Origin of the sequence: Curtobacterium sp. VKM Ac-2922, from assembly GCF_022815645.1 — a bacterium.
In the GTDB taxonomy this organism is placed as follows: Bacteria; Actinomycetota; Actinomycetes; order Actinomycetales; family Microbacteriaceae; genus Curtobacterium.
The window spans coordinates 135162-148633 of sequence record NZ_JALGRO010000002.1 but is presented as its reverse complement, the minus strand read 5'-3'; the positions used below and the strand labels follow the sequence as shown (position 1 = coordinate 148633).

The 13472-nt window shown below is 70.0% G+C and carries 13 protein-coding genes, 1 tRNA gene and 1 pseudogene; 9 read left to right on the top strand and 6 right to left on the bottom strand.

The features are described from left to right. Nucleotides 1-289: 289 nt before the first annotated feature. Together MT346_RS02735 and MT346_RS02730 are read left to right on the top strand one after the other, a co-directional pair. On the top strand, nucleotides 290-856 hold the full coding sequence (locus MT346_RS02735) for an AAA family ATPase (RefSeq protein ID WP_243561221.1): 567 nt from the start codon (nucleotides 290-292) through the stop codon (nucleotides 854-856). Between the two features lie 14 nt (nucleotides 857-870). After that, nucleotides 871-943, top strand: a tRNA-Arg gene (locus tag MT346_RS02730). A 62-nt stretch (nucleotides 944-1005) separates the two neighbouring features. Here MT346_RS02730 and MT346_RS02725 read toward each other — a convergent pair. Together MT346_RS02725 and MT346_RS02720 are read right to left on the bottom strand one after the other, a co-directional pair. Further along, the gene (locus MT346_RS02725) at nucleotides 1006-2208 is read right to left on the bottom strand and encodes a hypothetical protein (protein ID WP_243561220.1); all 1203 of its coding nucleotides are present in this window, start codon (nucleotides 2206-2208) and stop codon (nucleotides 1006-1008) included. A 151-nt stretch (nucleotides 2209-2359) separates the two neighbouring features. Beyond that, nucleotides 2360-2626 carry a hypothetical protein gene (locus MT346_RS02720; protein WP_243561219.1) on the bottom strand — a complete coding sequence of 89 codons (267 nt, stop codon included), beginning with the start codon at nucleotides 2624-2626 and terminating at the stop codon, nucleotides 2360-2362. A gap of 164 nt (nucleotides 2627-2790) precedes the next feature. Between MT346_RS02720 and msrA the strand changes: the two genes are divergently transcribed. The 5 genes from msrA to MT346_RS02695 all read left to right on the top strand — a co-directional run bounded on the left by msrA (nucleotide 2791) and on the right by MT346_RS02695 (nucleotide 6532). Then, complete coding sequence (gene msrA, locus MT346_RS02715; RefSeq protein ID WP_243561218.1) at nucleotides 2791-3318, top strand: peptide-methionine (S)-S-oxide reductase MsrA; 528 nt, start codon at nucleotides 2791-2793, stop codon at nucleotides 3316-3318. Between the two features lie 40 nt (nucleotides 3319-3358). Continuing rightward, nucleotides 3359-3571, top strand: a complete 213-nt coding sequence (locus MT346_RS02710) for a methyltransferase (RefSeq protein WP_243561217.1) — start codon at nucleotides 3359-3361, stop codon at nucleotides 3569-3571. Between the two features lie 141 nt (nucleotides 3572-3712). Continuing rightward, nucleotides 3713-4306 (top strand): single-stranded DNA-binding protein, encoded by a 594-nt coding sequence (locus MT346_RS02705; protein WP_243561216.1) that lies wholly within the window; start codon nucleotides 3713-3715, stop codon nucleotides 4304-4306. 52 nt (nucleotides 4307-4358) lie between these two features. Continuing rightward, a complete protein-coding gene (gene ettA / locus MT346_RS02700) occupies nucleotides 4359-6044 on the top strand; it encodes an energy-dependent translational throttle protein EttA (RefSeq protein ID WP_243561215.1) in 1686 nt (561 codons plus the stop codon). A gap of 5 nt (nucleotides 6045-6049) precedes the next feature. Next, nucleotides 6050-6532: a thioesterase family protein gene (locus MT346_RS02695; protein ID WP_243561214.1), complete on the top strand. Its 483-nt coding sequence runs from the start codon at nucleotides 6050-6052 to the stop codon at nucleotides 6530-6532. Nucleotides 6533-6644: 112 nt separating this feature from the next. On the opposite strand, the gene MT346_RS02690 is transcribed toward MT346_RS02695, so the two are convergent. After that, the gene (locus tag MT346_RS02690) at nucleotides 6645-7502 is read right to left on the bottom strand and encodes an acyl-CoA thioesterase II (RefSeq protein ID WP_243561437.1); all 858 of its coding nucleotides are present in this window, start codon (nucleotides 7500-7502) and stop codon (nucleotides 6645-6647) included. A gap of 48 nt (nucleotides 7503-7550) precedes the next feature. On the opposite strand from MT346_RS02690, the gene MT346_RS02685 reads away from it, so the two are divergent. Continuing rightward, on the top strand, nucleotides 7551-8252 hold the full coding sequence (locus MT346_RS02685; protein WP_243561213.1) for a hypothetical protein: 702 nt from the start codon (nucleotides 7551-7553) through the stop codon (nucleotides 8250-8252). A gap of 56 nt (nucleotides 8253-8308) precedes the next feature. After that, a pseudogene (locus MT346_RS02680) lies at nucleotides 8309-8743 on the top strand (NAD(P)H-binding protein); the annotation flags it as partial. Nucleotides 8744-9161: 418 nt separating this feature from the next. Here the strand turns inward: MT346_RS02680 and MT346_RS02675 are convergent. The 3 genes from MT346_RS02675 to pepN all read right to left on the bottom strand — a co-directional run bounded on the left by MT346_RS02675 (nucleotide 9162) and on the right by pepN (nucleotide 13354). Next, on the bottom strand, nucleotides 9162-9554 hold the full coding sequence (locus MT346_RS02675) for a globin (RefSeq protein ID WP_243561436.1): 393 nt from the start codon (nucleotides 9552-9554) through the stop codon (nucleotides 9162-9164). Nucleotides 9555-9628: 74 nt separating this feature from the next. Then, nucleotides 9629-10699: a mechanosensitive ion channel family protein gene (locus tag MT346_RS02670; protein ID WP_243561212.1), complete on the bottom strand. Its 1071-nt coding sequence runs from the start codon at nucleotides 10697-10699 to the stop codon at nucleotides 9629-9631. A gap of 75 nt (nucleotides 10700-10774) precedes the next feature. After that, the gene (gene pepN, locus MT346_RS02665; protein ID WP_243561211.1) at nucleotides 10775-13354 is read right to left on the bottom strand and encodes an aminopeptidase N; all 2580 of its coding nucleotides are present in this window, start codon (nucleotides 13352-13354) and stop codon (nucleotides 10775-10777) included. Nucleotides 13355-13472: the final 118 nt, after the last annotated feature.

The window sequence follows — 13472 nt, the reverse complement described above, 5'->3', positions numbered from 1 at the left end:
TGTGGGGGCGCGGGCGCAGTGCGGGCGGGCGGCGCGGGGCGCGGGGCGGGCGGCGCGGGGCGCGAGCGGGCGAGATACCGGGGTGGCGGTTCACGTCGACCCGGCGTTTCCGCCCGCTCGCGGGAAGGTGCGGGGCGGGCGGGCGGGCGCGGGGTGCGGGGCGGGCGGCTCTCGACGTGAGCGGGCGAGATACCGGGGTGGCGGGTCACGTGGACCCGGTGTTTCCGCCCGCTCGCGGGAAGGTGCGGGCGGGCGCGGTTGCCAGACGGGCGCTCGGTAGGGTCGAGGGATGCTCGGACCGCTCGACGCCCTCCACCCGCCGCCGCGACGCGTGCTCGTGGCCGGGACGACGGGCGTCGGCAAGACCACCACCGCCGGCCGCATCGGCGACGCGCTCGGCATCCCGCACACCGAGATCGACGGGTTGTTCCACGGTCCGGGATGGGAGCCTCGAGCATCATTCGAGGACGACGTCGCGGCCTACACCGCCGAACCACAGTGGGTGACCGAGTGGCAGTACAACCAGGTCCGCGCACTGCTGACGGAGCGGGCGGACACCCTGGTCTGGCTGGACCTGCCGATCCCGATCGCGATGTGGCGTCTGGTGCGTCGGACCGTGCGGCGTCGCCTCGGGCGGATCGCACTCTGGAACGGCAACGTCGAGCCGCCGTTCTGGACCTTCTTCACCAACCGCGACCACATCATCCGCTGGGGGATCCGCACCCGCAGGAAGATGCGCGCCATGGTGCCGGCGGTGGAGCGGGATGCACCGCACCTGCGGGTCGTGCGGCTGCGGTCGCAGGCCGAGATCGACACGTTCATCGCGCGCCTGCGCCCGTCCGGCGCCGCGGAATAGAATCGTCGGCGTCCGCCCCCGTAGCTCAGTGGATAGAGCAGGTGGTTTCTACCCACCGTGCCGCGGGTTCGATTCCTGCCGGGGGCACCCAGGACGACGAAGGCCGCCACCCGATCGGGTGGCGGCCTTCGTGACGGGGTGGCGGAGCGCTACTCGTCGTCGTCGGTGCGGCGGCGGAGCTCGTTCGCACTGATCGGCCGGGTGTAGGTCGCTTCGGCGGAGTCGTTCTCGTCCGCGGCCTGCGCCGGAGCTTCGTCGGCGGGCCCAGAGTCAGACGAGTCGGTCCGGTCCGCAACGTCGGACCGCGCCGGAACGTCGGACCGAGGAACGTCCGACCGCGAAAGGTCGGGCCGAGCAGCGTCGGGCCGAGCAGCGTCGGGCCGAGCAGCGTCGGATCGGGGCACGTCGTCGACCACGTCGGCGTTGTCATGGTCGTCGTTCGACGTGGCGTCCGGCGCACTGGTGGAGCGCGCAGACGACCCGGGCGTGCCGAGGGCGGGACGGACGGGAGCGACCTGGTCGTCACCGTAGGGGCGCGTGACCCCCTGGGCGTAGGGACGGGTCAGCCCCTGGTCGACAGCGGCGCCGTCGTCCGAGATCGGCGTCGTGGCGTTCTGGTCACGGTGCTCGGCCCCGGCCGGACTGCTCGGGGTGAGCACGGCGGTGGCGGCGGGCGCTCCTGCCGCAGCCGGCGAGGCGGAGGCGGTCGGGCCTCCGTTGCGGACCGGTGCGGGCCGCAGCGACGTCGTGGTCGGTGTGGGCGCCGGCGCAGCTGCGGGTGCCGCCGGGCGCTTGGCGTCGGACTGGTCCGCGCTCCAGTCCTGCTGGCGGCGGATCAGGTCGGCATCGGGGTCGGGCGTCTCGAACTTCCAGCGCTCCAGGTCGCTCTTGAACAGCTTGCGCGCGCGGTTCGGGCGGGACTGCCACTCGAGCATCCGGTCACGGAACTCCGAGACGGACTGCTCCGCCTGGAAGCTGAAGGTCGAGGAGTTCTTCTTGATGTCCGCGATCTCGTGCTGCGCCCAGTTGGCCGCGAGCGGCGCTCCGGAGACGGGCAGCAGCCGCAGCCGGATGTCGGCGTCCTCGGCCAGGTGGTCCGTGTACGCCCGCTCGTCATGACCGAGGACACCCCAGGTCGCTGCCTTGCGCGCCGCGGTGATGATCGCCGCGACGGCGTTGTTCTTGGCTTCGCGCTCCTGCAGCGCGACCACGCGCTTGGTGGCACCGCGGCCGATGAGGGCCGCGACGATGCCGGCGACGACGATCGCCACGAAGGGGATCAGGGCGCCGGAGATCACTCGCCAGCCCGTGTCCGACGAGGTCCAGTCGCTGAAGTCGTTCCACCAGTCCATGCGCGCACCATATCCACGAGATCGTCAGTTCCGGGGGAGGACGAGCGGCGTTCCCCACAACCGGAAGGATGTCGTTCCGATGTGGTACATCATCCGATCGGCTGTGGTCGCGTCGTCACCGTGTCGTCGACGCCGTGGCATCAGCGCACCGTCACCAGCGCAGGCAGTCCACGGCGTCGTCCGCCGACCACACCGTGGGCAGGTCGACGAACCGGCGTTCGGCGGCGACGTACCGCCGCGCCCGGAACGCGGTGTCCCCGGCGACGTCGACACGGTCGACGTAGCCGACGATCTCGCCGTTGGCGCGGGTGACCCGCGACAGGTCGTCACGGACGTCGAGGACGCGCAGGTCGCCACGGAGCCGTGCAACCGGCGGTGCCGTGCGGATGCGGAGCTGGGGTTCGATGGTGGTGTGCATCCGTGGTGCCTCCGGTGTGTCGTGGTGGTGACGACGGTACGGAGGACCCCCGACACGCGCGGCACGGACCGGACACCTGGGGAACAGTGGACGCCCTGGGTGTGTTGTGGAGGACGTATCCCGCACTCGGGCCCGTTCACGGGCCAGGAAGATAGGTTGAGCTCATGACCACGTTCGTGCTCGCAGGTGGATGTTTCTGGTGTCTCGACGCCGTGTACCGCACGCTCCAGGGTGTGCAGGACGTGGTGTCCGGCTACATCGGGGGGTCGACGGACCACCCGTCGTACGAGCAGGTGTGCACCGGTGCGACCGGCCACGCCGAGGCGGTCGCCGTCACGTTCGACGAGTCGGTGATCCCGGCGGACGTCATCCTCGACGTGTTCTTCACGCTCCACGACCCGCGTCAGCTGAACCGTCAGGGCGCCGACGTCGGCACGCAGTACCGCTCCGCGATGTTCCCCGCCGACGACGAGCAGCGTGCGCTGTTCGAGAAGGCGATCGAGCGCGCGTCCGACATCTGGGACGGCGGCATCGTCACGACGGTCGAGCCGCTCACGACGTTCTTCCCGGCCGAGGAGTACCACCAGGACTTCTTCGCCAAGAACCCCGGTCAGGGCTACTGCCTCGCGGTCGCGCTGCCGAAGGTGAACAAGGTCCGCAAGGCCTACAGTCAGTACATCCTGGCGTCCTAGCAGACACGGGCGTCGGGAACCACGAGGAGGTGGTCGAACGATGACGAACGACACGATGACCCAGACCTGGGTCGCGGTCGGACCGGCGGGCGCGGTGGGCAGCATCCACCGTGAGCCCGACGGGTTCCGGGTCGAGCTCTACGGCGCTCGACAGGACCGGGGTGGACGGTTCCCGTCCCTCGAGACGGCGAAGGGCGCGGTCCACAAGGCACTCGGTCCGCTCGCAGCGCGTCCGGAGTTCCACCCGCACTGATCCCGACGCCCAGCGGCGCGGTGCGCCGTCCTGACGGGAGGCCCGGGGGACTCGTCCTCCACAGGTCGCCTGATCAGGTCCACACCACACACATCGAGCCCCGGCCCGCCACGCGGTCCGGGGCTCGATGACGATCGGTGCATGAACGACACCATCACCGTCTGCGGCATCGTCGCGACCGAACCCCGTCACCTCGTCACCGAGACCGGCATCGCCATCACCAGCATGCGTCTCGCGTCGCCGTCCCGCCGATGGGACCGTGCGAACTCCGTGTGGACCAACGGCCCCACGAACTGGTTCACCGTCACCGCGTTCCGGTCCCTCGCCGCGAACGTCCACAAGTCCGTCAAGAAGGGCGACCGGATCCTGGTCACCGGACGGGTCCGGATCCGCACGTGGGAGCGAGACGGGCGCGGGGGCACCTCGGTCGAGATCGACGCCGAGGCGATGGGGCAGGACCTGGCCTGGGGCATCAGCAACTGGATCAAGGTGCCGCGGCACGCCTCCGAAGCCACGGCGGCACCCGGCTCCGGACCCGTCGTCGACCCGGAGACCGGTGAGGTCAAGGAGCTCGCGGGCCAGCACACCGAGGACGCGCTCCCGGGCGGTGTCGACGTCGACCACGACGACCTGCCCGAAGCCCGCGCAGCCGCATCCGCGACCGAACAGGTGCAGGGTGACGACGGCCCCGTGCCCTTCGCAACGCCGGGCGTGGACCACAGCGAAGCTGCCTGACGTGCTCGCGCCGTCACGTTCCCCCGGTCCTGTCACTACACTTGAGGGCGATATGGCTGAGTACATCTACCAGATGGTCCGTGCCCGCAAGGCGGTCGGCGACAAGCTGATCCTCGACGACGTCACGATGTCGTTCCTCCCCGGCGCCAAGATCGGCGTCGTCGGGCCGAACGGTGCCGGCAAGTCGACGATCCTCAAGATCATGGCCGGCCTCGACCAGCCCTCCAACGGCGAAGCGAAGCTCACGCCGGGCTTCAGCGTCGGCATCCTCATGCAGGAGCCCGAACTCGACGAGACCAAGACGGTGCTCGAGAACGTGCAGGAAGGCGTGGGCGAGATCCACGGCAAGATCGCACGCTTCAACGAGATCTCCGCGCTGATGGCCGAGCCGGACGCCGACTTCGACGCCCTGCTCGCCGAGATGGGCACCCTGCAGGAAGAGATCGACGCGGCGGACGCGTGGGACCTCGACTCGCAGCTCGAGCAGGCGATGGCCGCGCTGCAGTGCCCCCCGGGGGACGAGCTCGTCACGCACCTGTCCGGTGGCGAGAAGCGCCGCGTCGCGCTCTGCAAGCTCCTGCTGCAGAAGCCCGACCTGCTGCTGCTCGACGAGCCCACCAACCACCTCGACGCCGAGAGCGTGCAGTGGCTCGAGCAGCACCTGCAGCAGTACCACGGTGCCGTCCTGGCCGTGACCCACGACCGGTACTTCCTGGACCACGTCGCCCAGTGGATCGCCGAGGTCGACCGCGGTCGTCTCTACCCCTACGAGGGCAACTACTCGACCTACCTCGAGAAGAAGCGCGCTCGGCTCGAGGTCCAGGGCAAGAAGGACGCCAAGCTCGCCAAGCGGCTGTCGTCCGAGCTCGACTGGGTCCGCAGCAACACCAAGGGCCGCCAGGCCAAGTCGAAGGCCCGTCTCGCCCGCTACGACGAGATGGTGACCGAGGCCGAGCGCACCCGCAAGCTCGACTTCGAGGAGATCGTGATCCCCGTGGGACCGCGTCTCGGGTCGCAGGTCATCGACGCCGACAAGCTGCACAAGCAGTTCGGCGACCGTGTGCTCATCGGAGACCTGTCGTTCACGCTGCCCCGCAACGGCATCGTCGGCGTCATCGGCCCGAACGGCGTCGGCAAGACCACGCTCTTCAAGACCATCGTCGGGCTCGAGCCGCTCGACGGCGGCACGCTGAAGATCGGTGAGACGGTCGACATCTCGTACGTCGACCAGAGCCGCGGCGGCATCGACCCGAACAAGAACCTGTGGGAAGTCGTCTCCGACGGCCTCGACTACATCCAGGTCGGCAAGACCGAGATCCCGTCGCGCGCCTACGTGTCGCAGTTCGGCTTCAAAGGGCCGGACCAGCAGAAGCGTGCCGGCATCCTGTCGGGTGGGGAGCGCAACCGTCTGAACCTCGCGCTCACGCTCAAGCAGGGTGGCAACCTGCTGCTGCTCGACGAGCCGACCAACGACCTGGACGTCGAGACGCTCGGCAGCCTCGAGAACGCCCTGCTCGAGTACCCCGGATGTGCCGTGGTCATCACCCACGACCGGTGGTTCCTCGACCGCATCGCGACCCACATCCTGGCGTGGGAAGGCCTGAACGAGGACGGCACCCCGAACTGGTACTGGTTCGAGGGCAACTTCGAGGCCTACGAAGAGAACAAGGTCGAGCGCCTCGGTGCCGATGCGGCCAAGCCCGGCCGCGCGACGTACCGCAAGCTCACGCGGGACTGACCCGCGTGGCCAGGCTGCACACGCCGGTCCGCATCCGCTGGAGTGACATCGACGCCTACGGGCACGTCAACAACTCGGCGATGCTCCGGCTGCTCGAAGAAGCGCGCGTGCTGGCGTTCTGGGCACCGGATCCCGACGAGGTCGACGCGTCGGGCTCCGCCCCGGAACCCATCATCGACGGGCGGCCCGGATCGGGGACGATGACGGTCATCGCTGCGCAGCGCCTGGAGTACCTCGCCTCGACGCCGTACTTCCGCCGACCGCTCGACATCCAGCTCTGGATCGGGCACGTCGGGGGCGCGAGCCTCGAGATCTCGTACGAGGTGTGGTCGCCGGTCGGGCACGAACCGGCCGAGCTCTACACGCGGGCGACCACGACGCTGGTGATGGTGGACGCGGCGACGAACCGTCCGCGGCGTCTGACCGAGGTCGAGCGTGCGGCGTGCCAGCCGTACATCGAGCCGGCGGTCGTGTTCTCCCGACCCTGACAAGCACACGCGGACCGGCACACGCTGACCGGCTCACGCGGACCGGCTCACGCGGACCGTCACACGCTGACCGTCACACGCTGACCAGCGCACGCGCGGGTGGCCCCCGGGGTCAGCGGGGGATGCGCATCATGCCCTCTTGCGCGACGCTGGCGAGCAGGCGCCCGTCCTGCGAGAACATCCGCCCGAAGGCCAGACCCCGGCCGCCCTGTGCGCTCGGCGACTCCTGCGTGTACAGGATCCACTCGTCAGCGCGGCCGTCGCGGTGCCACCACATCGCGTGGTCGAGACTCGCGCTCTTGACGCCGGGCGTCCCCCAGGCCACCCCGTGGCGACGCATGATCGGCTCGAGGATCGACAGGTCGCTGGCGTAGGCGAGCACTGCGCGGTGCAGTCCAGGGTCGTCCGGCAGCGCACCCCCGACCCGGAACCACACGGCCTGGTGCGGCACGTGCTCGCCCTGCACGTCCACGAAGACCGGCCCGTCGACGTGCCGCAGGTCGATGGCCCGCTCGGCCCAGGCCCGGGCCACGGGGTGGTCGATCGAGGCGAGGATCGACGCGGCGGTCGGCAGGGACTCGGGTGTGGGCATGTCCACCGGGAACGGATCCTGGTGCTCGACACCCGCATCGTCGGTCTGGAACGACGCGATCATCGAGAAGATCGGCACGCCGTTCTGGTACGCCTGCGCACGCCGGGTCGCGAACGAGCGACCGTCGTGGATCTGCTCGACGCCGAAGGTGATCGGCGTGTGGATGTCGCCCGGACGCAGGAAGTAGCCGTGGATCGAGTGGATCGCCCGGTCCTCGATCGTGGCCTGCGCGGCGACGATGCACTGGGCGAGCACCTGGCCGCCGAACACCCGCCCGTTGGGGGACCAGTGGTTCACCCCCGTGAAGACCCGCTCGCGCGTCGCGGCGCCCGTGTCCTCGAGTCGCAGGGTCCGCAGGAATTCCGGTTCACCGATCACCACCCCCGCAGTCTACGGAGGACCCCTCCCGGTAGGATCGTCATCGACATGAGCACCTCGTTCACGCTGCCCGACGCCGCCTCGCTGGGCGACCTCCGCACGTACCTCGCCCGTGCCGCACGCATCGAGGACGGCTCGGTCCGCCTGATCGCCGACTCGGGGGTGCTCGCCGTCTACACGGCGATCATGTACCCCCTCGGGTTGCTCGACGAGCTGCCCACGGTCCTGGGCCTCCGGACCTTCTCGCTCGCGCAGCCGGCATCCATCGACGCGGTCGTCCCCCTGGCCTCGTTCCAGGAACGCCTGCGGCTGCTCGCCGAGGCCCACGACGCCGAAGGGGCCGACGGTGCCGACCCGACCCGCGCCACTCCGGTCGAGGTCGAGCTCCCGCACGAGGTCGCCACCGTGACGTGGGCTGCGATCTCACCGCCCCGCGGCGGCTGGATCCCGTTGCCCGACATCTCACCCGAACTGCTTCGCCGCGCGGCGAAGGCCGGCATCACCGAGGTCGCTGACGCTGTCCCGTCGAACGCCGGCGAAGCGATCGTCCGTCGCATCCGCTCCGAGGTGTGGGGACGTCCCGTGCTGGGCATCGAGCACGTCCCCGCCGGAGCCGGGTTCGCGGGCGAGAGCCTCGGGTTCCTGGGGCACGACCCGGTGCGGCTGTTCGAGACCGGTCCGTGGAGCCGACTCACCACCTCCCGCGGACACGTGCTCGTGAAGCGCCGCGCCTGGAGCCTCTCGGGCTGAACGGCCTGCGCCGCCAGCCCCCGGACGGGACGCGGCAGCTCTGCCATCCTGGTGGCATGCACGTCTTCCTGACCGGCGCGTCCGGCTACATCGGGTCCGCAGTCCTCCGCTCCCTGGTCGCGCGGGGCCATGCCGTCACCGCGATCGTCCGCTCCGACGCGAAGGCCCAGGCCGCTCGCGAGGCCGGCGCCACCGCGCTGGTCGAGGACGTCACCGACACCGACGTCGTGGCGCGGCTGGCCCACGAAGCCGATGCCGTCGTCCACACCGCCAGCGCCGAGCAGGTCGACCCGGCCTTCGTGCGGACCGTCCTCGGCGCGCTCGACGGCACCCCGAAGCCCTTCGTCCACACCGGCGGGATCTTCACCTTCGGCGACTCGACCGACATCTCCGAGCAGTCACCCGTGTCGCCACCGGCCCTGACCTCGTGGCGTGGCCCGAACGAAGCGCTCGTCCGCGCGAGCGCCGTCCGCACGACCATCGTGGCGCCGGGCATCGTCTTCGGCCGTGGTGCCGGCATCCCGGCGATGTTCGTCGGCGACGGCGAGCACGAGGTCCGCCTGGTCGGCGACGGCTCCCAGCGGTGGACGACCGTGCACGTCGACGACGTCGGGGACCTGTACGCCCTGGCCGTCGAGCGGGGCGAACAGGACGGGTACGTCCTGGCGGCGACGGGGGACAACCCGACGGTGCGTGAACTCGCCGAGGCCGGTGCGCACGGATCGCCCGTCGTTGCCGAGAGCATCGACGCGACGCGCGAGCGGCTCGGCACCGACTTCGCGGACGCGCTGCTGCTGCACCAGGAGTGCTCGGGCGCCCACGCGCGCAGCACCTACGGGTGGAACCCGACGCGGCCGTCATCGGTGACGTCCGCAGAGCCGGACGTCCGCCGAGCCGGATGGCAGTCCGTCAGTCGAACGCGTTCGTCATCGCGTGTGCGGCCCGGTCGAGGTAGCCCCACAGTTCTGCCTCGTCCATGGGCGCGAGCCCGAGCGACTCGACGGCGTCGTGCATGTGGTGCAGCCAGCGCTCACGTGCCTCGGGTGTGATGCGGAACGGCTGGTGCCGCATCCGCAGCCGGGGGTGCCCGCGTTCCTGGCTGTAGGTGCCCGGGCCGCCCCAGTACTGCTGCAGGAAGAGCGACAGGCGGGAGATCGCGCCCTCCAGGTCCTCCTGCGGGTACATCGGCCAGATGACGTCGTCGGTCTGCACGCCGTCGTAGAAGCGACGTACCAGGCGGTCGAACGTCGGGGCACCGCCGATGCGTTCGAACAACGACCCGGTCGCGGCCTGCCCGCCCATCCCCACGCGCAGCGTGATCGGTTGCCCCGGCCCCGGGACGCCCGGCTGTCCGACGGGAGGCATCGGCAGGTCGCTCATCGGTCGTCCCTTGGCGGTTCGGGCCGCTGCGTGTCGATCGGCTGGCCGTACATGTTCGTCTTCTTGCCGCGGCGCGAAGCGGTCGGCGCGGGCGTGGGCTGCGTCTTGACGCTGCGCAACCCGTTGATCGAGGTGGCGTTCTCCCAGCCCTCGGGCATGATCATCGCCATGGCGGGGAGGGTGACGCCGAGTTCGTCGACGGAGCGCTTGAGCCGGACGCGCAGTTCGCGGCCGACGATGTCGAGTTCGGACGCGCGGGTCTTGACGACGAGTCGGAAGACCATGCCGTCGGCGGAGACCGACTGCAGGCCCCAGATCTCGGGTTTCTCGACGATGCGCTGCCGCCAGCGGGGTTCTTGCGACATCGTGACCGCTGCGGCGAGCAGGGCGTCCTGCACGGCGTCGATGTCGGTGTCGTACGGCACGGTGATGTCGACGAGCACGCGGGACCAGCCCTGCGACAGGTTGCCGACGCGCAGGATCTGCCCGTTCGGCACGAACCACAGGATCCCGTTCACGTCGCGGATCTGCATGACGCGCAGGCCCACGTTCTCGACGACACCCGTGGCCGGACCCGTGTCGACGACGTCGCCGACGCCGGCCTGGTCCTCGAGGATCATGAACACGCCGGACAGCAGGTCCTTGACGATCGACTGCGCTCCGACCGCCAGGCCCGCCGCGACGAGGGAGGCGCCACCCACGATGCCGACGGCGGCATTGGGCAGGACCTGCGGGATGATGATCGCCAGCGCAATGATCACGACGATGACCGTTGCCAGGTTCTCGAGCACGCTGCCGAGCGTCCGGGTGCGTTGCACCACGCGGGCGGTCTGGATCGGCGACGCGATGAGCGCCTGGGTGTCCGCCGCACCCTGGCGCTTCTTGACGCCGTAGACGATCCGGTTGACCACGCCCTTGATGCTGTGGCGCAGCACGAGCCGCAGGATGATCGCGCCCAACAGCGTCACGACGATGACGATCGGGACGTGCCAGGTGTCGACGAACTGGGTGAAGGAGTTCGACATCCACGCCGGGACGTCGTCGGTCGAGTTCGCAGCCAGGTTCATGTTCGAACGATGGTAGACGACGGGGCCTCGGCGCTCCTTGCAGAACGCCGAGGCCCCGTCGGACCGCACAGGAACTCAGGCGTCGGCGGCCTGGACCCGCAGCGCACGCTCGGTGCCCGCCAGGTTCTCGGTCACGATGCGACGCAGTGCCGGGGTCTCCGGGTGTGACTCGAGCCACGCGGTGGCGGCGTCACGGAGCTCGACCGAGGCGAGCGGCGCCGGGTACAGCCCGGAGACGATCGTGTCGGCGATGTGGTAGCTCCGCTCGGCCCAGATGCGGGTCAGCACGTCGAAGTACTTCGGCACGAGCCCCTCGAGCACGACGGGCGCGTTCGTGTGCTGGAACCCGATCGTCGTCTGGCGGACGATGGCGTTCGGTGCCGAGTCCGAGTCGACCAGCGACGAGAACGCCGCCAGCTTGCCCTCGGCGGTGGGGATCGTCGCCCGGGCACGCGCTGCGGCCTGTTCGCCCGACGCCGTCCGGTCGCTCGCGAGTTCGGCGTCGATCTCGGTGTTGCCCGCGGCTCCGGCGAGGACGAGCCCTTCGAGGAGCTCCCAGCGCAGGTCCGTGTCGATCTCGAGCCCGCTGAGCGTGACCGAACCGTCGCGCAGCCCTGACAGGGTGGCGACGTGCTCGGGCGTCGAGGCGATCTGCGCGAAGAACTTCACGAACTGGAACTGCGCGTCCGAGCCGGCCTCGGCCGACGACGCCAGGTTCCACAGCGTCTCGCCGACGGTGCGCACGGTGGCGTCGACCTTGGCGGGGGCCACGTAGTTGCGCGCGGTCAGCAGCAGCTGCGAGAGCGTCGTGCGGATCGTGGTCGACTCGGTCTCGGTCGCGATGTTGCCGAGCACCAGGCGCACGTAGTCGCTGGCGGGGGACTCGGCGTCACGGGTGGCGTCCCACATCGCACCCCACACGATCGAGCGAGCCAGCGGGTTCGCGATCGAGGCGAGGTGCTCGATCGCGGTGCGACGGGACTGCTCGTCGAGGCGGATCTTGGCGTAGGCCAGGTCGTCGTCGTTGAGCAGGACCAGGTCTCCCCGGTGCTGCCCGACGAGCTCGGGGACGTCGGTGCGTGCGCCGTCGACGTCGATCTCGACACGGTGGATCCGCTCGAGCGTGCCGCCGGCCGAGGCGGTGTCAGCGCCGAACGGTGCGTCGGCGTCCTGCTGGAAGGCGTACAGGCCGATCGCCAGGCGGTGCGGCCGCAGGGTCGGGTAGTCCGCCGGGGCTTCCTGCAGCACGGCGAACGACGTGATCACGCCGTCGTCGTCGACCTGGATCTCGGGGCGCAGCGTGTTGACGCCGGCGGTCTCGAGCCACAGCTTCGACCACTCGCCGAGCTCACGCCCGCTGGTGGCCTCGAGCTCGACCAGCAGGTCCTTGAGCTCGGTGTTGCCGTGGTGGTGCTTCTTGAAGTACGCGGACACACCGGCGAAGAACGCGTCGATGCCGACCCACGCCACGAGCTGCTTCAGGACGGACCCGCCCTTGGCGTACGTGATGCCGTCGAAGTTGACCTGGACGTCTTCGAGGTCGTTGATCGTCGCGACGATCGGGTGCGTCGAGGGGAGCTGGTCCTGCCGGTAGGCCCAGGACTTCTCCATCGCCTGGAACGTGGTCCACGCTTCGGTCCACTCGGTCGCTTCGGCGGTGGCGATCGTGGACGCCCACTCGGCGAAGGACTCGTTGAGCCACAGGTCGTTCCACCACTTCATGGTGACCAGGTCGCCGAACCACATGTGCGCGAGCTCGTGCAGGATCGTGACGACCCGGCGCTCCTTGATGGCGTCGGTGACCTTGGACCGGAACACGTAGGTCTCGGTGAAGGTGACGGCGCCGGCGTTCTCCATCGCGCCCGCGTTGAACTCGGGCACGAACAGCTGGTCGTACTTGTCGAACGGGTACGGCACGTCGAACTTCGACTCGTAGTACGCGAAGCCCTTGCGGGTGATGTCGAACACGTACTCGGGGTCGAGGTACTCCGCCAGTGACTTGCGCGTGAAGATGCCGAGCGGGATCGTGCGGCCGTCGCTCGAGGTCAGCTCGTCACGCACGACCTCGTACGGGCCGGCGATCAGGGCCGTGATGTAGCTGGAGATCCGGGTGGTCGGCGGGAACGCCCACGTGGCGATGTCGCCGTCGACGCGGGGCTCGGGCGTGGGGGAGTTCGAGACGACCTGCCAGCGCGCCGGTGCGGTGACCGTGAAGGTGAACTCGGCCTTGAGGTCGGGCTGCTCGAACACCGCGAACATGCGGCGCGAGTCGGGGACCTCGAACTGGGAGTACAGGTAGACCTCGTCGTCGACGGGGTCGACGAAGCGGTGCAGGCCCTCGCCGGTGTTCGTGTACAGCGCGTCGGCGACGACGACGAGCTCGTTCTGCTGCTGCAGGTCGGCGAGCTGGATCCGGACGCCGTCGTTGACCGCGGCGACGTCGAGCGCGGTGCCGTTCAGTTCGACGGAGTGCACGGTCTTCGTGATCGCGTCGATGAACGTCGACGCACCGGGCGTCGCGGTGAAGCGGACCCGCGTGGTGCTGCCGAAGGTCTCAGCGCCACGGGTCAGGTCGAGCTCGACGTCGTACGACTGCACGTCGACGATCGCGGCGCGTTCCTGGGCTTCGATTCTGGTGAGGTTCTCTCCGGGCACGGACGCTCCATCTTCGATGCGGGCGCGGACGATCGATGTCCGCGCTTCGGGGTCCCGCGCGGCGTCGTGCACCGTGGGGACGTGTGGGTTCCAGCCTAGCGAGCACGCGTACGCTCCA